At 52.1% G+C, this 19590-nt stretch carries 14 protein-coding genes; 7 read left to right on the top strand and 7 right to left on the bottom strand.

All coding sequences use genetic code 11. From position 1 onward, the window contains the following. The first annotated feature begins 3 nt into the window (after window positions 1–3). The 5 genes from KGP21_RS25665 (at window position 4) to tldD (ending at window position 8617) form a co-directional block, all read left to right on the top strand. Window positions 4–588 (top strand): nucleoside triphosphate pyrophosphatase, encoded by a 585-nt coding sequence (locus KGP21_RS25665; protein ID WP_021180762.1) that lies wholly within the window; start codon window positions 4–6, stop codon window positions 586–588. Window positions 589–673: 85 nt separating this feature from the next. Next, complete coding sequence (rng, locus tag KGP21_RS25660) at window positions 674–2143, top strand: ribonuclease G (RefSeq protein WP_021807013.1); 1470 nt, start codon at window positions 674–676, stop codon at window positions 2141–2143. Window positions 2144–2503: 360 nt separating this feature from the next. Continuing rightward, window positions 2504–6310, top strand: a complete 3807-nt coding sequence (gene yhdP / locus KGP21_RS25655; protein WP_218520227.1) for an AsmA2 domain-containing protein YhdP — start codon at window positions 2504–2506, stop codon at window positions 6308–6310. After that, on the top strand, window positions 6307–7164 hold the full coding sequence (gene nit1 / locus KGP21_RS25650; protein ID WP_094981526.1) for a deaminated glutathione amidase: 858 nt from the start codon (window positions 6307–6309) through the stop codon (window positions 7162–7164). Before yhdP ends, nit1 begins: the two co-directional genes overlap by 4 nt. Window positions 7165–7171: 7 nt before the next feature. Beyond that, window positions 7172–8617, top strand: a complete 1446-nt coding sequence (gene tldD, locus KGP21_RS25645; protein WP_094981525.1) for a metalloprotease TldD — start codon at window positions 7172–7174, stop codon at window positions 8615–8617. Between the two features lie 172 nt (window positions 8618–8789). On the opposite strand, the gene KGP21_RS25640 is transcribed toward tldD, so the two are convergent. Further along, a complete protein-coding gene (locus KGP21_RS25640) occupies window positions 8790–10211 on the bottom strand; it encodes a hypothetical protein (protein WP_223536468.1) in 1422 nt (473 codons plus the stop codon). Between the two features lie 488 nt (window positions 10212–10699). Between KGP21_RS25640 and KGP21_RS25635 the strand changes: the two genes are divergently transcribed. Then, window positions 10700–11635 carry a LysR family transcriptional regulator gene (locus KGP21_RS25635; protein WP_021807004.1) on the top strand — a complete coding sequence of 312 codons (936 nt, stop codon included), beginning with the start codon at window positions 10700–10702 and terminating at the stop codon, window positions 11633–11635. Window positions 11636–11776: 141 nt separating this feature from the next. Next, a complete protein-coding gene (gene gstA, locus KGP21_RS25630; protein ID WP_021807003.1) occupies window positions 11777–12388 on the top strand; it encodes a glutathione transferase GstA in 612 nt (203 codons plus the stop codon). A gap of 52 nt (window positions 12389–12440) precedes the next feature. On the opposite strand, the gene KGP21_RS25625 is transcribed toward gstA, so the two are convergent. The 6 genes from KGP21_RS25625 to KGP21_RS25600 all read right to left on the bottom strand — a co-directional run bounded on the left by KGP21_RS25625 (window position 12441) and on the right by KGP21_RS25600 (window position 19469). Then, entirely contained in the window at window positions 12441–12899 is a 459-nt protein-coding gene (locus KGP21_RS25625; protein WP_094981522.1) for a GNAT family N-acetyltransferase, read from the bottom strand. Window positions 12900–13105: 206 nt separating this feature from the next. Further along, a complete protein-coding gene (locus KGP21_RS25620; RefSeq protein ID WP_021807001.1) occupies window positions 13106–14266 on the bottom strand; it encodes a sugar diacid recognition domain-containing protein in 1161 nt (386 codons plus the stop codon). 219 nt (window positions 14267–14485) lie between these two features. Next, the gene (locus KGP21_RS25615) at window positions 14486–15670 is read right to left on the bottom strand and encodes a thiolase family protein (RefSeq protein ID WP_223536466.1); all 1185 of its coding nucleotides are present in this window, start codon (window positions 15668–15670) and stop codon (window positions 14486–14488) included. A 10-nt stretch (window positions 15671–15680) separates the two neighbouring features. Next, window positions 15681–16418, bottom strand: a complete 738-nt coding sequence (gene fabG, locus KGP21_RS25610) for a 3-oxoacyl-ACP reductase FabG (RefSeq protein ID WP_115159778.1) — start codon at window positions 16416–16418, stop codon at window positions 15681–15683. 65 nt (window positions 16419–16483) lie between these two features. Then, complete coding sequence (locus KGP21_RS25605; protein WP_223498537.1) at window positions 16484–18061, bottom strand: acyl CoA:acetate/3-ketoacid CoA transferase; 1578 nt, start codon at window positions 18059–18061, stop codon at window positions 16484–16486. 52 nt (window positions 18062–18113) lie between these two features. After that, on the bottom strand, window positions 18114–19469 hold the full coding sequence (locus KGP21_RS25600; RefSeq protein WP_209529563.1) for an MFS transporter: 1356 nt from the start codon (window positions 19467–19469) through the stop codon (window positions 18114–18116). Between the last annotated feature and the right edge of the window lie 121 nt (window positions 19470–19590).

Genomic DNA, 19590 nt, shown 5'->3' with positions numbered 1-19590 from the left:
ACGATGTTTTCGCTCTATCTTGCTTCCGGTTCTCCCCGTCGCCATGAACTGCTGACTCTGCTCGGCGTACCGTTTGAAGTGATTCTGACGCATACTGAAGAGCAGCGGCAGGAAGGGGAAGCGGCGGAAAATTACGTTCGCCGTCTGGCGCAGGATAAGGCCAGGGCAGGTGTAACTCTGGCGCAACAGGATTGGCCCGTGCTGGGTGCAGATACTATCGTGGTGTTGAACGGCCAGGTGTTGGAAAAACCGCGGGATGAAGAGCATGCGGCGCAGATGCTGGCAGCCTTGTCCGGGAAACAGCATCAGGTGATGACCGCCGTGGCGATTGCCGATAAACAGGGCGTTTTATGCCAACTGGTGGTCACCGACGTGACGTTCCGCAATCTGTCACCACAGGATATCTGCGACTATATCGCCACAGGCGAACCGATGGATAAAGCGGGCGCTTACGGAATTCAAGGTAAGGGTGGTTGTTTCGTCAGAACGATAACCGGAAGTTATCACGCGGTGATGGGGTTGCCGCTGGTCGAAACACATGAGCTGCTCAGTCATTTTGTCGCATTACGAGAGGTAAGAGCCGGCTGATGCCACCACTAGATTTCCCGTCGCCGCCATAGCGTGAGCACAGGAAAGATAAGGGCAGGCGCTACACCGGCTCTGAGGAGAAAGCATGACAGCTGAGCTACTGGTAAATATTACGCCGTCGGAAACGCGGGTTGCCTATATTGACGGCGGCATTCTGCAAGAGATCCATATTGAGCGCGAAGCCAAGCGTGGCATCGTTGGCAATATCTACAAAGGGCGTGTCAGCCGCGTGTTACCCGGCATGCAGGCGGCCTTTGTCGATATTGGCCTGGATAAAGCGGCCTTCCTGCACGCCTCCGATATCATGCCGCACACCGAGTGTGTTGCCGGTGATGAACAAAAGAATTTCTCCGTGCGCGATATCGCCGAACTGGTGCGCCAGGGGCAGGATCTGATGGTTCAGGTGGTGAAAGATCCGCTTGGCACCAAAGGTGCACGCCTGACTACCGATATCACTCTACCTTCGCGCTACCTGGTCTTTATGCCGGGCGCAGCACACGTGGGGGTTTCCCAACGCATTGAAAGTGAAGCCGAACGCGAGCGTCTCAAGCGTGCCGTGGCGGGATATTGTGACGACCTGGGCGGCTTTATCATCCGCACTGCGGCTGAAGGAGTAGGTGAAGAAGAGCTGGCGCAGGATGCCGCCTTCCTCAAGCGTTTGTGGACCAAGGTCATGGAGCGCAAAAAGCGCAACCAGACCAAGTACAAACTGTATGGCGAACTGGCTTTGGCGCACCGTATCCTGCGCGACTTTGCCGGGGCGGCGCTGGATCGTATCCGCGTCGACTCGCGCCTGACGCATGACCAATTGGTGGAATTTACCGGCGAGTACATCCCGGATATCACCAATAAGCTGGAGCTGTATACCGGCAGCCAGCCGATCTTCGATCTGTACGACGTCGAGAACGAGATCCAGCGGGCGCTTGAACGCAAGGTTGAATTGAAGTCCGGCGGTTACCTGATCATCGATCAAACCGAAGCCATGACCACCGTGGATATCAACACCGGGGCCTTTGTCGGCCACCGCAATCTTGATGAGACCATCTTCAATACCAACATCGAAGCGACGCAGGCCATTGCCCGCCAGCTGCGGCTGCGCAACCTGGGCGGCATCATCATCATTGATTTCATCGATATGAACAATGATGAACACCGCCGCCGGGTATTGCACTCGTTGGAACTGGCGTTGAGTAAAGATCGGGTAAAAACCACAATCAATGGTTTCTCTCAGCTAGGCTTAGTGGAGATGACGCGTAAACGCACGCGTGAAAGTATTGAGCATGTGCTGTGTAACGACTGCCCGACCTGCCAAGGGCGCGGAACGGTGAAAACGGTGGAAACCGTCTGCTATGAGATTATGCGTGAGATCGTGCGCGTGCATCATGCTTACGATTCCGATCGTTTCCTGGTCTATGCCTCTGCGGCCGTGGGTGAAGCGCTGAAAAGTGAAGAGTCACACGCCCTGGCGGAAGTGGAAATCTTCGTTGGCAAACAGGTCAAGGTGCAGATCGAACCTTTATACAGCCAGGAACAGTTTGACGTTGTGATGATGTAGTACCCCTCACCCCAACCCTCTCCCATGGGGAGAGGGAGCTGTTAGTTCCTGCTCTTTTGGAGGTAAAGAAGTGATTTGGGCACCGTGATCGCCCCCTCATGCAGGTGGAATAGCCGGTGCTTATGAAGGATCACAACCCTCTTTCGCGGGGAGAGGGAGCTGTTAGTTCCTGCTCTTTTGGAGGTAAAGATGTCATCTAGGCAACCGTGATCGGCCCCGCATTCAAGGTGGCTCATCCGGTGCTCATGAAGGATCACAATACTTTCAGCCTAACTCGATCGGTCCCCTCTCCCTGTGGGAGAGGGTTAGGGTGAGGGGCACAAGCGTTAGGTTATATATTTGGTCATTAAGGAGAAATGCGTGAGGCGACTGCCCGGGATCCTGTTAGCCACAGGCGCCATTTTGATTGTTGTTGTGGCGTTGCTGATCAGCGGGTTGCGTCTGGTGCTGCCTGAGCTTAACCACTATCGCCCGCAATTGCTGGAGAAGGTGCAGGCGATCGCCGGGGTGCCCGTCGAGGCCGACTTTATCCAGGGCAGTTGGGAAACCTTTGGCCCCACGCTGGAGGCCCGCAACATCCGTTTGGCCCTGCCAACAAGCAAAATCCAGATCGAGCGCGTCACGCTGGCACTGGACGTGTGGCAATCCCTGCTGCATTGGCGCTGGCAGTTCCGCGATCTCACCTTCTATCAGTTGCAGCTTGATCTTGACGCGACGCTCGGGGGGGAAGGTAGCAATGGCCTTACCCCGAACGGAGTCAGCGATCTGTTCCTGTATCAGTTGGATCACTTTGATCTGCGCAACAGCCGCCTCTCGTTCCTTACCCCATCAGGCTCGCGTGCTGAATTTCATATCCCGCAAATGACCTGGCTCAACAGCTATAACCGCCATCGCGCGGAAGGTCAAATCAGCCTGACCAGCCTGAATGGCCAGCACGGTGCGGTACAGTTACGCCTGGATCTGCGGGATGAGCAGGGGTTGCTCAATACCGGCACCATCTATATGCAGGCCGACGAAATCGACATGAAGCCCTGGTTCAGCCGCTGGCTGAAAACCAATACCGGTCTCGAAAGTGCCGATTTCAGCCTGGCCGCCTGGCTCAATATCAAAAATGGCGCAATCTACAGCGGTAATGCCCTGCTTAATAAAGGCACCGCCAGTTGGTTGGCGGGTGGCGATCAACACCGGTTGGACGTCGATAATCTGGCGCTGGCACTGAGCCGTGAGGGCAACGGCTGGCAGGTGCATGCACCTGCCCTGAACCTGAAAACCGATGGCCAAGCCTGGGCACCCGGAACCCTTACTGCGCTGTGGTTGCCGGAAAATACCCAATTTATCGGGCCAAACCAGAGTGAAGAACTCCGTATCCGTGCCACCGGCATCCAGTTGGAACGTTTGGAAGCGTTGCTGCCTACCTTCTCGTTCCTCAGCCCGGAAGTGCTGGAGCACTGGAAAGACTTACAACCTCGCGGCATGCTTAGGGCGCTGGCGTTGGATATCCCGCTGCAACAGCCGGAAAAAACCCGTTTTCAGGCGTGGTGGCAGGATCTGAGCTGGCAACACTGGAAACTGTTGCCGGGCGTCGATCACTTTTCCGGCGCGTTAACCGGGGGCGTGGAAAACGGCCGTCTGACGCTGGGGCTGAATAACAGCACGCTGCCTTATGGCGATATGTTCCGGGCACCGTTGGAGATCGGCCGTGCGAGCGGAGCGTTGACCTGGCAAAACAACGCTCAAGGCTGGCAATTGGCAAGCCAAAGTCTGGATGTACAGTCCAAATCCCTGTGGATTAACGGTGATTTCCGCTATCAGCAACCGGCCAACGGCGAGCCTTGGCTGGATATTCTGGCTGGCATCCGTTTGTATGATGCCGCCGATGCCTGGCGTTATTTCCCTGAACCGCTGATGGGTAAACATTTGGTGGATTATCTCAGCGAGGCGATCCAGGGTGGGCAGGTTGATAATGCTTCCCTGATTTATGCGGGCGATCCGCAGCACTTCCCGTATGAGAAGAACGAAGGGCAGTTTCAGGTGTTTGTCCCACTACGCCACGCTACCTTCCAGTTCCAGCCGGAATGGCCAGCGCTGGACGATCTGGCGATCGACCTCGACTTTGCCAACAATGGCCTGTGGATGAATGCGCCGCAAACCAAACTGGGCACTGCGACGGGCAGAAATATTAGCGCCGTCATTCCGGACTATAGCAAACAACGCCTGTTGATTGATGCCGACGTTGCGGGCACCGGGCAAGCTATCCACGACTATTTCATGCAGACCCCACTGGATGACTCTGTCGGGGCGGCGTTAGATGAGCTGCAGGTGGGTGGCAATGTAAGTGGGCGCTTACATCTGAATATTCCGTTGGACGGTGAGCTGGTTAACGCCAGCGGTGAAGTGACGCTGAATAACAACTCGTTGTTGGTCAAGCCGCTGGAGAGCCAGCTAGAGAGAGTAAGCGGCAAGTTCCGTTTCGACAACGGCAACCTGCAGAGCGATACCCTGACGGCCAACTGGTTTGGGCAGCCGCTGACGGTCAACTTCGATACGCTGGAAGGCAAACAGGATTATAAGGTTAACGTTGGGCTGAAAGGCGATTGGCAACCGGCCAAGGTTGAAGGCCTGCCGCCAGAGTTTGCCAAAAAGCTGGCAGGCAGCGCCGCCTGGCAGGGTAAAGTGGCCATCAACCTGCCGCATAAAGGCGAGCCGAACTATGAGATTGGTGTGAATGCCGATCTGAAAAAAGTAAGCAGTCACTTACCTTCTCCCCTGAATAAAGCCGCAGGGGAAGCGTTACCCGTTAACGTAAAAGTGAACGGCGGCCTGCAAGGATTGATGCTCAATGGCAGTGCGGGCAAGCAAAACCACTTCAACAGCGAATGGCTGTTGGCCAAACAGCAGGTTACGCTGGCACGTGCCGCTTGGCAAACCGGCGGTTCCGCTACCCCAACGTTACCCAAAGATAAATCCCTGGTGCTCAATCTGCCCGCGTTGGATGGCGAGCAGTGGCTGGGGCTATTGGCACCGGCGATGAAGCAAAGCAGCGGTGCAGGTAAGGTGGGCAGCTTTGTGTTCCCAACCAGCGTAACGCTCGAAACCCCACAGCTGACGCTGGGCGGACAGGCGTGGCATAACCTTCAGCTGGCGGTCGTGCAGCAGTTGGCGGGAACGACCGTCACCGCCAAGGGTAAAGAGATTGATGGTAGCCTGTCGATGCCGGATAAGGGCGTGTGGCGTGCGGATCTCGGCTATCTTTACTACAACCCGCAGTTTGCCAGCGGCGACGGCAGTGCTGGTGGAACCAACCCGTTGGACTCGAAGGAGCGGATCTCGTTCCAGGATTGGCCTTCGCTGATGTTGCGTTGTAAATCCTGCTGGGTGATGGGGCAGAATCTTGGCACGGTGGAGGCCGATCTCAAACGTGAGGGGGATTCTCTGGTGCTAAGCCATGGCCTGGTAGATACCGGCTATGGCCGTATGAGCGCCACCGGCCTGTGGAAACAAAACGCTCAGGAAGAGCGCAGTGCGTTAAAGGGCAAACTGCTGGGCAGCAAAATCGATCGCACCGCCAGTTTCTTCGGCGTGATCATTCCATTAAAAGACGCGCCTTACGATATCGATTTTGATCTGCACTGGCATGGGCAGCCATGGAAACCGCAGATCAACACGCTCAATGGCACCATGAAGGTCGATCTGGGCAAAGGCGAGATTGACAACGTCGGCGGTGGCCGGGCTGGGCAGTTGTTACGCCTGGTCAGCTTTGATGCCCTGCTGCGCAAATTACAGTTCGACTTCCGTGATACCTTCGGTAATGGATTTTACTTTGACTCCATACGCGGCACTATCTGGGCGAAAGATGGCATAATGCATACAGATAACTTTTTGGTGGATGGGCTGGCGGCGGATATCGCCATGAGCGGCCAGATCGACCTGGTGAAACGCCAGATTGATATGCAGGCCGTGATAGCGCCAGAGATCTCGGCGACGGTCGGAGTGGCGACCGCGTTTGTAATCAACCCGATTGTGGGGGCGGCGGTGTTTGCGGCCTCGAAAGTGCTGGGGCCGTTGTGGAGCAAGATCTCGTTTATCCGCTATGACATTACCGGCAGCCTGGACCACCCAAGTATTCATGAGGTGTTGCGTAAGCCAAAAGAGGATAAATCGCCATGAAAAATGCTAACGTTGCGTTATTACAGCTGTGTAGCGGTGAGCAGATACGGGACAACCTGGCCCAGATTGAGCAGCAGATCAAGCAACTCAATCCCGGGATAAAACTGGTGATGACTCCGGAGAACGCCTTACTGTTTGCCAACTCGGCCGCCTACCGTGAACATGCGGAAACGGAAGGTCACGGGCCGCTGCAGCAGGCGGTGCGCGATATGGCTCGCCGTTATGGGGTATGGTTGCTGGTTGGCTCTATGCCATTGATCAGCCGCGAAGATCCGACGCGCATCACCACCAGCAGCCTGCTGTTTGACGATCAGGGCGAAATCCGTGGCCGTTACGACAAACTGCACATGTTCGACGTAGATATCAATGATATCCACGCCCATTACCGCGAGTCAGATACCTATCAGCATGGCCAGCAATTAACGGTGGTTGATACGCCGGTTGGCCGCTTGGGGATGACGATATGCTACGACCTGCGCTTCCCTGGCCTGTATCAGGCGCTGCGTGCGAAAGGTGCGGAGCTGATCTCGGTTCCCGCCGCATTTACCCGCGTGACCGGTGAGGCACACTGGGAAATTTTGCTGCGTGCCCGCGCTATCGAGAACCAGTGTGTGATCTTGGCTCCCGCGCAGGTAGGCCGCCACGGGGCAACCCGCCGTACCTGGGGACATTCCATGGTGGTAGACAGCTGGGGCAATGTGCTGGCAGAAAACCCCGACGCCGTGTCCGCGCTGAAAGTGCGCGTAAATACCGGCAAGTTGCATACGGTACGCAAGCAGATGCCGGTAATGCAACATAACCGATTCCAGCCGACGCTGATTGCGCCGGTTGAAAACTCCGCCAATAAAGAGTGAAAAAATTATGAGCCTGTCGTTTGTCAGTGAGCAGTTACTCGCTGTGAATAAGCTGAGTCATCAAGACCTGTTCTCCGTATTGGGTCAACTGGCCGAACGCCGCCTCGATTACGCCGACCTCTATTTTCAGTCCAGCTACCACGAAGCCTGGGTGATTGAGGATGGCATCATCAAAGATGGCTCGTACAATATCGACCAGGGCGTTGGCGTGCGCGCGGTCAGCGGTGAAAAGACCGGCTTTGCCTATGCGGACCAAATCACCCTGAACGCCCTGAACCAAAGTGCACAGGCTGCTCGTAGCATTGTGCGTGACAGCGGCAATGGCAAAGTCCATACGCTGGGTGAGATCGGCTATCAGGCGCTGTATCCTTTGCTCGATCCGCTGCAAAGCCTGCCGCGGGAAGAGAAGATCGCGCTGTTGCATCGGGTAGACAAGGTCGCGCGTGCTGAAGACAAGCGCGTGCAGGAAGTGACGGCCAGCATTACCGGCGTGTATGAGCAGATACTGGTTGCGGCAACGGACGGCACCCTGGCGGCGGACGTTCGACCGCTGGTGCGTTTCTCCGTCAGCGTGCTGGTGGAAGAAGACGGCAAGCGTGAGCGCGGAGCCAGCGGTGGCGGTGGCCGTTTTGGCTATGACTACTTTCTGGAAGTGGTGGACGGTGAAGTGCGTGCCGATGCTTTTGCCAAAGAAGCGGTGCGTATGGCGCTGGTCAACCTCTCTGCCGTGGCTGCCCCTGCGGGCACCATGCCTGTGGTACTGGGCGCGGGTTGGCCGGGCGTGTTGCTGCATGAAGCGGTCGGTCACGGGCTGGAAGGCGACTTCAACCGCCGTGGCACCTCGGTATTCAGCGGCCAGATGGGCCAGCTAGTGGCTTCTGAGCTGTGCACCGTGGTGGATGATGGCACCTTGCAAGGCCGCCGTGGTTCACTGGCGATCGATGACGAAGGCGTACCGGGCCAATACAACGTGCTGATTGAGAACGGCATCCTGAAAGGCTACATGCAGGATAAACTCAACGCACGGCTGATGGGCGTTGCGCCTACCGGCAACGGCCGCCGCGAGTCTTATGCTCACCTGCCGATGCCGCGTATGACCAACACCTACATGCTGGCGGGCAATTCAACGCCAGAAGATATTATCGCCAGCGTGGAGTATGGCCTGTATGCGCCAAACTTCGGCGGTGGTCAGGTTGATATCACCTCCGGGAAATTTGTCTTCTCCACCTCTGAAGCCTATCTGATCGAAAATGGCCGCGTCACCAAACCGGTGAAGGGTGCCACGTTGATTGGTTCAGGTATTGAGGCGATGCAGCAGATTTCGATGGTGGGTAACGATCTGGCGCTGGATAAGGGCGTAGGCGTGTGCGGTAAAGAAGGGCAGAGCCTGCCGGTAGGCGTTGGTCAGCCTACGCTGAAGCTGGATTCACTTACCGTGGGCGGCACGGCGTAATAAGCGCGGTTTAATGTATCAAGCCCTGACCCTTGGTGGGTTGGGGCCAAAGCTGGTCGTGTGATAGTCAACCAAGAGCGAGAAGCTGGCCTGAATGCTTCTCGCTCTTGGTACCTTATCACTCGTTATGGAAAACGAGGGCATCTCATTAATTTCTGATGAGTAAAATGACTCAAAGCTTTTCCAGTTCACCACTTTCTTTCATTCGATTATATTCGTCATGGGCTTTTAATTTTTGCACACCCATCACTTCTGAACTCCATCGCCATCTCTCAATTTGATTAGATAAACTTTCGAGCATGTATTTAAATTGATCAAGTGGGGAATTGCCGAGTGTGGTGTACAACATGTCTATTAGGCTCCACTTATGCCTTCTTACGGAACGATACTCTTTGATACCTTCGGCTGGTGGCGCCTCATGTTCTATTGTGGTCGTTATCGTACTCACATAGTAAGATATGAACTTCAAGAAGGAATAGTCCATTTCAAACATTAATTCAGTTTTCTCTTTAAAATCAGACGCTCTATCCAAACTCCTTGATATTTTTTTCAACTCATTGATTATATGTAATTTTTTATTGTTCCCGCCGGTTTTGTTTGACGAGAAATACATTTTTTCTTTATCTGCTTTAATAATTAAACAAATTGCCGCGTATCTTATATAAGGCAGACTTATCGCTTCTTGATAAAATGTTTCTTCGGTCCCATCATAAAGAGGTTGTTTTCTGTCAAAACATTTTATAAAAATGACGGCGTCGATCATACTTTTGATGACATTAACCTTCATTTCCTTATGGTTAAAGTAGGAGCAAACCCTTGAAATTAGAGAATTATCGTCGTGATGTTGACATTGAACACCAATGAGGTTGCTGTAATCAATATCAGCAATTTCAATATTATAATTATCAAAGCCCTCAGATTCCTTAATAAAATATCTTGCATTTTTTATCGCCTCATTCACCAGTGCTCTTTTACAGAATTCATCTGTTCCATTAATAGAGTGATTCACGTTGTTTTCATCTAAATTAAGTTGATGAATCAAATGAACCAATATTACCGCGGCTTCATACTGGCCTGCGTACATTTTAATTTTTGAATCGTAAAAATCGTACATACTTCGAGGTAAAAAAACTAAGAAGTCCATGATTTGAGATTCAACCTTATGCATCAAAGGCAGAAGGTTTATGCGTAGATCAAGCATTCTTCTACATAAATGTAATGTGTTGTAGATCTGTTTATTATGCCTATAGTCTTCAATTGTATTTAATGGCTTGCTATCGTCTAACACAAATGGTGTGTGCCACCATCCTTTGGATTGCCCCCATTTTTTTGACTCAAGATCCATCATATGACAAAAGTGCATACATTGCTGCAGTTGATACTTAGTCATGCTGGAATCGTCTGGTTTTTTATCTTTTCCGATAATAGAGTAAACTTTAGCCCTCAATGTTTTCACTGAGTCTGGAACAGTATTATAATGATAAGCGGAAAAATCTTTTTCTAGATTAGATAGGAATTCTTGATGAGTAATATCCTCTGGAATATCTCTTTTATATAAAGAGAATACACTTTCATCCGGGTATGTTTTTTGCATATGTCCTCCTAATCGGTGATGGTTATAATAAGTGCCTGACTCAGAAACCAACAGGAAAAACTCTATTAAATTTGCATTAACCTAGATCTTCAAAAATGCGGTCATGACTAATGAAAGAAGATTTTCAATAAAAAATTAGTTTAACTACATGATATTTATAGTTAATTTATCCATCTTGGTGAAAGTGAATGACGTTGGCGTTAAAGTCACCGCTATAATAGCGAGGGTCAGCTCCCCAGTATTTAGCGCTCAGTGGTGTGAGCAATGCTGACTTGGCACTGAGCAGACTATCGGAACCAGAGCCGTTGCAGGAGATTATGCCTAGTGGCAACACCCACCCAACCCGTGGTATCAAAAGACAAGGGAAAGGATTAAAAAAATCCCCGGGCAAAATGCCGGGGATTTGTGTAGAAGAGATAGAGCATGTGGAGGGAGAGCGCCGCGCATAATTAAATATCGATTTCATAAGCATAAGAGGGGCTACTGAAATGATGAATCTGATGCATTGGCGCTTGTTGGTTGCGGTCGCTGACTCGAAAAATGTGTCCCGCGCAGCTGAGCGTTATGGCATTACCCAATCGGGTGCCAGCCAGGCTCTGACCCAAATGGAGGAGAGCCTCGGAGTTAAGGTATTTGTCCGAGATCGACGTGAGACTACCGTGACGGCGATAGGAGAGCAGATTATCGAGCGGGCGCGGCGGATGCTGAGTGAATTTGAGTCGATACAGAACCTGGTAGATATCTCTCGCGGGTGCCATTTGGGCCGAATTAAGTTGGCTAGTTTCCCCTCCGTGTTCGCGTCCTTTCTGCCAGATTTACTTCAGACTTTCAGCCGCATGCATCCCAGTGTTGAAATCGTTTCCCTGGAAGGAACCGACGAGGAGGTAGAGCAGTGGCTAGCCAGCGACAGCATCGATCTGGGCGTGGTGATGAATCCTGATGAGAAGCGTCAGGCGCTGTCGCTAGGGCGGGACACTTGGGTAGCCGTAGTTCCAGTGACTCATAAGCTAGCCAGAAGATCCTCGCTCAGTACCGTCTCGCTTAGGGAGTTGGTTGAGGAACCTTTCATTCTCGCTACTGGTGGCTGTTATCTTAACGGGCAGTCGCTGGTAGAACGAGAAGGATTGGCACTGAAGGATATAAAGATCACGGTGCGTGACTGGACTACTGCGTTCGCGTTGATCGGCGAAGGTATGGGCATCTCGATCGTTCCTGCCTCGACTTTGCCCTTAGATCGCCGAGGTATGCGGGTATTTGAACTCAGTAAGCCAATCTACCGCGAATTTGGTTTGGTCTGCTCGCAGACCGGTCAAAACTCGCCTTCTGCACAAACCTTGCTAAATGAAATCAGGAAGTCGACCCTGGGTTTGAATATCCCTATGACGATACGCGGCGCCGAAACAAAGCCGCTTGTGCCGACATAAGAATAGCTAATGATGGAGGTACAGAATTGTAATTTTACCAAAGGGTAGCGGTTTGCCAATATGCCTACACAAGCTCTACGAATCTGGAAAAGCGACACGTTCGGGGAGTAGTAGTCGTTACCCAGTTAGAAAGGAGATTACATGAAACTGTACTTTGCCCCAATGACTTGCTCATTGTCCCCACATATTGTATTGCGTGAATTAGGCCTCGATTTTGAGTTGATTCGGGTTAACAACAAGACTAAGCAAACTGCTGATGGGCGCAGCTTTTTAGACATTAACCCTAAAGGGTACGTGGCAGCTTTAGAGTTAGATAATGGCAATGTGCTGACCGAAGGGCCTGCCATCGTGCAGTACTTGGTCGATCTTGTCCCTGACAACACGCTGGCACCGAGCAATGGTAGTTGGGAACGGGTTCGTCTACAGGAATGGCTGAACTTTATTTCATCTGAGATCCATAGCGGTTGTGCACCTTTGTTCAACGATGATATTCCAGAGACCACTAAGGCCATTTTCAAACAAAAGCTATTTAAACGATTTAACTATCTGGGTCAGATCCTATCGAAACAGAACTACCTGATTGGGACCTTTGGTCTAGCAGATGTGTATCTGTTCACCGTTCTGAAATGGTTGCCGTTTTTCAATATCGAGATCAAAGACTGGCCAGTACTGATGTCGTTCATGGAACGGATTGGATCTCGCTCCCATGTCCAGGCCGCGATTGCTGCAGAAGAGGCAACGCAGCCAGTTTAACTGCGGGGGAACAGAAGTTGAGTGGTCTGGACTTCTGTCCCTTCTACCTGGATTACGCCTCCGTATACTCCATATCCTTATGGGGTATGCCATCATCAAGGTATTCGCCGGATACCGTTTTGAAACCGAATCCTTCATAGAATTTGACGAGGTGAGATTGTGCCGAGAGCTTTATCGCCTTGCCTGGTGCATCGCCGAGGATTAAGGACATCGTTTTTTCCATCAGCCTGACCCCCAGCTTCTGACCCCTGACGGAATCATCAACAATCACTCGCGTGATTTTGGCCGCATCCGGAGAATCATCCACGTGCAGCACTCTCGCGTAGGCGATAAGCTTACCGTCGCTGTATCCGGCAACGTGAAGGGTGCTATTAAGCAAATCCTGTCCATCAATATCCTGAAACGGGCACGTCTGCTCGACGACAAACACCGCCATGCGCAGCGCCAGAATATCATGCAACTGCTGCGCGCTGAGGACGTTGCCTTTCAATGCCTGCCAGCTTATTTCCATCTTTAACCCTTACTTTGTTTGTTAACCATGAAATGACGGCCCTGGGCTGATGACGGCCAGAATGGTGATAACAGCTAGTCATTCAGTCATAATATCACTCCATAACTTAATGAATATACTGAATTTTACTGTGCGATTGGCTGGATGAATCATGACGTTTTCTGACAAAGAGGGTGAGTCTGGATCGTAGCAACCTCTCCAACACATCATTGGAGATCGTTGGTGACAGCCGCCGCATTAGACAGCGGGCTCCCTTGATGATAGTAAAGTGCAATCATCAGTTGGCTAAGTTCCTTGAAATTAAAGGGATCCAACGACGTCGCTTCTTTTATCTGGTTAAGCCGGTAGGTGAGCGTGTTGCGATGTACCCCAAGTTCCCGCGCAGCGTTTGCCAGTTCGGCATTGTGTGCGATATAGGTACTTAACGTGTTGAGCAGCATTTGACCCGTGCTCAGCATCAGTAATTTATCGATTCTCTGTTTGAAATAAAGGGTAAATGAGCTGCTGCTGGCTTCATTCAACAACCCGCTGAAGGCAAATTGCTGGCCGTTAATGACCCGCGGTTGTGGTAACGACTCCCGAGCATGTTCTATCATCTCTTTGATCATAAATACTGATTGGCGGAAAATCCCGGCAGAGCCAGACTCTACCCCAATGCCAATAGTGTAATGGCTCAGCTGAGTTTCCATAAAGGCGTTCATAGCTTTAACCGTGGCTTCGGTCTGTTCGATCGCGGTGATAATTAACAGGATCTCATCATTGCTGAGCAATATTACCCGTTGGGATTTTAAAATATGTGAGAGTTTATTGAGGATGTGATCGATGGTTTGCCCCAATAAATGCCCGCCGGTTTCAATATTGATCAATACCGGCAACAGGGGTTGTGACAGGTCGATCTCTTGCTGTACCAACTGGTGAAGTATTTCCTTACCTTTGTCAGTATCGCCCACTTCAAGATACTGTTTTAGCAACAGATCTCTTATGCGGTATTGCCAGTTCATTTCCCGGATAGCTAAAGACTGTTTGATCAACAGCTCCGCCGCCAGAATCGCCAGCTCGGCATAACGCGCAATCGCGGCAGGATTGCCACTGATACCTATCACCATAACTACCTGATCATCCACGATAATCGGATGATTGATACCGGGTTGCACATTTCGGTACCTGGCCGCCTGCTGAGCATTTTCTATCGTCATCCGCTGGCGGCTCTTTATCACCTCAAATGCCACTTCATGCCGTTCACCGATCCTATGTGGTTCGCCCGAAGCGATAATTACGCCCTGATGGTCAATAACATTAACATTATAATGGATAATACTCATCGCTCGTTTCACAATGGTATTAGCCAGCTCTAAGGTGATCAGCATACTCATACCTTTATGATATAAAACCTCTATTGTAGTGAGGGGGGATAAATATAATATCGAATGTTTCTTGCCAATTTCACGGTAAGCTTATTGACCCGTCAACCGAACTACGTAGTAAACATAATACAATTCAGGTAACTCAATGCGTAAGCCGATGTTTGCCATCCGACCCTCTCTTTGTCAGAGGGTCGGAAATATCTATTGCGCTAACTTAAGAGACTACCTTTCCCGCTCAAACAGCATAGAGATCCCTTGCCCTCCACCGATACACATGGTGGCTAAACCGCTATTGACGCCACGGCGCTCCATCTCATACATCAGTTTTACAGCGATGATGGCACCGCTGGCCCCAACAGGATGCCCCAGCGCAATGGCTCCCCCGTTGACGTTCACTTTCGCCGGATCCAACTCCAGATCGTTAATCACCGCCAATGATTGGGCGGCAAAGGCCTCATTAAGCTCGATAAGGTCGATATCGTGCACCGACATATTCAACTTTTGCATCAGTTTACGAGTTGCCGGTGCCGGGCCAAAGCCCATGATTTCTGCCTCACAACCTGCCACTGCCCAGCCTCGGATCACCATCCGGATGGGTAGCCCCAGTTTTTCCGCGTTGGCACGGGTAGTGACAACCAGTGCGGCTGCTCCATCATTGATACCTGATGACGTTGCTGCTGTGACCGTGCCGTCTTTTTTAAACGCCGGCTTCAACTGCGCATACTTTTCTTTCGGCGTATCCCTTGGGTGTTCATCGATGGCAAACAGACGGCTGTTCTTGCCTTCACGAACCTCCAGCGGCAGGATTTGCGAGGTAAAATGCCCCTCTTTGATGGCTGCCAAGGCTTTTTGCTGACTGCACCAGGCAAACTCGTCCATCGCCTCACGGCTGATGTTAAAACGTTCCGCGACGAACTCGGCGGTCATACCGTTGTGATAAGGTCCTTCCGGCCAGGTCAAGATAGAGACAATGCCATCTTCCAATTCTCCGTGCCCAAGGCGATAACCATAACGAGCCTTGCGAATATAGTGGGGCAGTTGGGTCATATTCTCTGTCCCACAGGCGACGGTGATCTCGGCGTTACCGGTTTGCAGTTCCAGCATGCAATCGACAATCGCTTGCAGACCCGAACCGCACTGGCGGTTCACCGAATAGGACGTTGTTTCGTTCGGTAACCCCGCGCGCAGCTGACAAATACGGGCGATAAAACCACTCTCCGCGATTTGCCCTACGTTACCTACCACCACTTCATCAATTTGTGCGGGTTGCAGCCCGGTACGGGCCACGGCCTCACGGATCACCGCTGCGCCCAAATCATGCTGGTGCGTATCTTTAAAGCTACCGCCCATGGTACCGATCGCCGTGCGTACGCCGCTGACGACGACAATGTCATTTGCATTTTTCATTCTATTCTCCTTACAGCACCATGCCGCCGCCGACGTTGATCACTTCGCCATTGATATAGCGTGCCTCGTCGGAAGCCAGGAAGGCGACGCAATGGCCGACATCAACCGGATCGCCAGCGAAACCTGCGGGAATTTTGCCGATCATGATGTCCCAGACTTTTTCCGGCACCCCACGAGTCATATCGGTTTCGATAAATCCTGGGCAGATGGCGTTAACGGTAACCCCTTTTTTTGCCAGCTCCCGGCAGGCCGTTTTGGTCAGGCCGATCACCCCGGCTTTTGAAGCGGCATAGTTGGCTTGCCCAACATTGCCTAACCAGCTGGCCGACGAGATATTGATGATCCGCCCGCTGGCACGCTCGCGCATCCGCACGGCGGCTTCTTGCATGCAGTGGAAGGTTCCTTTCAGGTTGATATCCATCACCAGATCCCAATTCTCTTCCGTTAGCTTGTGTAACATGGCATCACGGTTAATCCCGGCGTTATTGACCAGAATATCTATCGGCCCCAGCTGCTGCTCAGCCGCAATAAATAACTGGTTAACCTCTTCGCGGTTGGCAATATTACAGGCGATGAAAATGGCTTTATGGCCCGCGCTCACCAATTCGGCGGCAGTTTTATTGCCACCTTCCTGGTCGACATCACAAATGACTATCGCGGCCCCTTTCTCAGCCAATACCTGGGCAATGCCTCGCCCAAGACCACGGCTGGCCCCGGTGACGATAGCTACTTTATTCGTTAAACACATAGGGTACTCCTTATTATTTTAATTCCTGACCACGCTGAATTAGCGCAGAGATAACAAATATGTTTTTACTGCCTGGCCAGCATTTCCTTCAGGCCAAAAGGGGCGTCACAAAATAGTGCCGCGTCCATTTGTTTTAATGAGGGGGAAATAAGTGGCATAAATTCCATTTGTTGCAGGATGTCCCGCTCAAGATCGACGCCGGGGGCGATTTCTATCAGCATCGGGCCCTGCGCCGTCAGTTCAAATACTGCTCGTTCAGTCACCAAATGCATTTTTTGTTTTTTCTGGCGGGCTATTTCGCCGTTATAGGAAATCTGGTTAATCGACCGTACCAGTTTTTTAACCGAGCCTTCCTGCAGGATGGTTAATTGCCCTTGCTGGAATGCCACCTCCAACCCCTTGGCGGTAAAGGTGGAGCAAAACACCACGTGGTGTGCATTTTGGGTTATATCGATAAACCCTCCCGCCCCGGTACAGCGGTCCCCCATGCGGGTGGCGTTGATATGCCCGTTGGCGTCCATCTCGCCTGCACCCATATAAGTAATATCCACACCGGCCCCGTTGTAATACAGCATCTGTTCCTGATGGTTAATCATTGCGGTCAGGTTTTTACCGATGCCAAAATCAACGCCACCGGCCTGTACGCCGCCGTAGATACCTGATTCAACGGTGATGGTGACCGCTTCGCTCACCCCCTCTTCATGGATGATGGTGCCAATAACATCGTTGGGAATACCGGTGCCCAGATTGATCACACAGTCCGGGGATAGGAATTGGCAAGCGCGGCGGCCAATCACCTTGCGGATGTTCAGCGGCAGCGTTTCCACTTCGCTGGCAGGAGTCACCAGGTTGCCGCAATAGGCCGGGTCATAGAACCAGGAGGAGGTCTGACGGTGGTCTTGCTCGGGGTCTTCACATACCACAATGGCATCAATAAAATTCCCCGGCACCACGATCTGTTTTGGGTGCAGACTCCCTTTTTCCGCCAGATTTTTCACCTGGGCTATCACCTTGCCACCAAAGCGTTTCGCCGCCAGTACCGCCTGCAGGATCTCCAGCTTCATGGCCTCTTCCTCACAGGTGAGGTTGCCAGCGGTATCCGCCGTAGTGCCACGAATGATCACCGTATCCAGCGGGAGTGCCGGATAGAACAGATATTCCTCCTCGCGCAGGCTGACCACTTCCACCAAATCTGGCAGGGAGCGGGTCAACGCATTCATTTTGCCGCCTTCCAGGCGGGGATCGATAAAGGTACCCAGCCCCACTTTGGACAGATACCCGGCCTGACCTGCCGCCATGGCTGTATACAGATGGACAATCTGCCCCTGCGGTAAACAGAAGGCTTCAACCTCGTTGGCGGCAATCTTTTCCATCCACTTGGGTGCCAGCCCCCAGTGCGAACCAATAATGCGTTTTACCATCCCTGGGGGAGTAAAATGCTGATTGCCGCGCTCACGATTCGACTGCCCCGCAGAGTGAATATAGGTCAGCCCGTGCGGTGCCCCTGTTGCAAGAAAGCGATTTTCCAGGGCCTTCAAGATCGACTCCGCGGCCCCGATCAATGTCATGCCGATGGTGCACAGGGTCGAGCCGTTATTCACTAACTCTGCGGCCTGCTGAGCCGAAATGACTTTATTTCTCATCATTGCTACCTTACGTCTGTGCGGCGGTGCACCATGGCACCGCGTTTAGGCTTTATTTCTCAATCACGCTATTCATTGCTGCCGGGGGGCATTGATTGGCCGGTTTATCTTTACTGCCTGCGGGTTGTTTCACCCTCGCAGCCCCGATGATGGCAAGGGTCTGCAGCACGATGGCAAACCACAGGCCTGCACTAGGTGACCCCGTTCTATCCTCCAGGAGACCGAACACATATGGCCCGAAGAACCCGCCGGTGATGCCAAGGCAAGCCAGTAATCCCAGCCCACCAGCGAGCATAGGGCCGCTCATCAGCGTGGCCGGGTAGGTAAAGATGATGGATTGCACGACGAAGAACATCGAGGCACCGATACAGAAGCCGATCAGCCCTAATACTGGGCCACCCAGCACGCCAATCAGGAAACCGACGGCCATCGACATAAAGCCGGACACCAGCATGATGCGTGAACGAGAGGCGGTATTGGCATATTTGGGCAGGAAGAAGCCACCCAAGGCTGCCGCGATCCACGGAATGGCAGTTAACAGGCCGAGCATCAAGGTGCTCATTTTGCCGTAGCTGTTAATAATGCTTGGCAGGAAATAGGTCAGGCTGTAGACCGAAATCTGATGGGTGAAATAAATCGCCACGATCAGCATGAAAGTTTTATTGGTAAACGCCGTTTTAAAGGAAAACTTCTGGTTCTTATCCACCCCAACCGGTTGCTCCGCGGCCAGCTTGTTTTCAATATACTCAATGTCGGTTTTGGTCAGCCATTTGGCATCGCGGGGCTTATTGGGTAGTACGGCATACACATAAAACGCCAGCAGCACTGCCGGGAGCCCTTCTATGATAAACATCCATTGCCAGCCGTGCAGTCCACCCAGGCCATCCAGCATCAGCAATGCGCCGCCCAATGGCGCCCCGACAATATTGGCGATACAGACACCGAGCAGGAACATGCCGACGGCTCTGGCGCGATCTTCACGGCCAAACCAGTAGGTAAGGTACAGGATGATACCGGGGTACAATCCGGCTTCTGCCGCCCCTAGTAACAGGCGCATGACATAGAAAGAGGTGGGACCGGTGACGAAGGCCATACCGGCGGAAATCACCCCCCAGGTGAACATGATGCGGGTGATCCAGAAGCGGGCCCCGACCCGCGCCATGATCAGATTGCTGGGGATCTCCATGGTGGAATAAGTCAGAAAGAACAGACCTGCTCCCAACCCATAGGCGGTAGCGGAAAGCCCAAGATCGATGGACATCGAGGCTCGGGCAATGCCGATATTGGTTCTGTCAATAAAGCTGATGATATAAACAATGATCAGTAACGGCATCAGGTGTTTATATATTTTTGCATTCGTTATTGCCGCCTGGCTTTTCGATGCAATATCTAACGGTCGATTTGACATAATAAGGACTCCTCCTCATGATGAGGCGATTAAACAGGGCAGAGCTGTTCTGTATTGTTAGAGGTACAGGTGCTCTATTATTTTAATGATTGCGCTTTAGGTTTCCTGACGTTGGCGCGTT

Source organism: Serratia sp. JSRIV004, from assembly GCF_019968705.1.
In the GTDB taxonomy this organism is placed as follows: Bacteria; Pseudomonadota; Gammaproteobacteria; order Enterobacterales; family Enterobacteriaceae; genus Chania; species Chania fonticola_B.
This window is presented reverse-complemented; position numbering and strand designations above follow the sequence as displayed.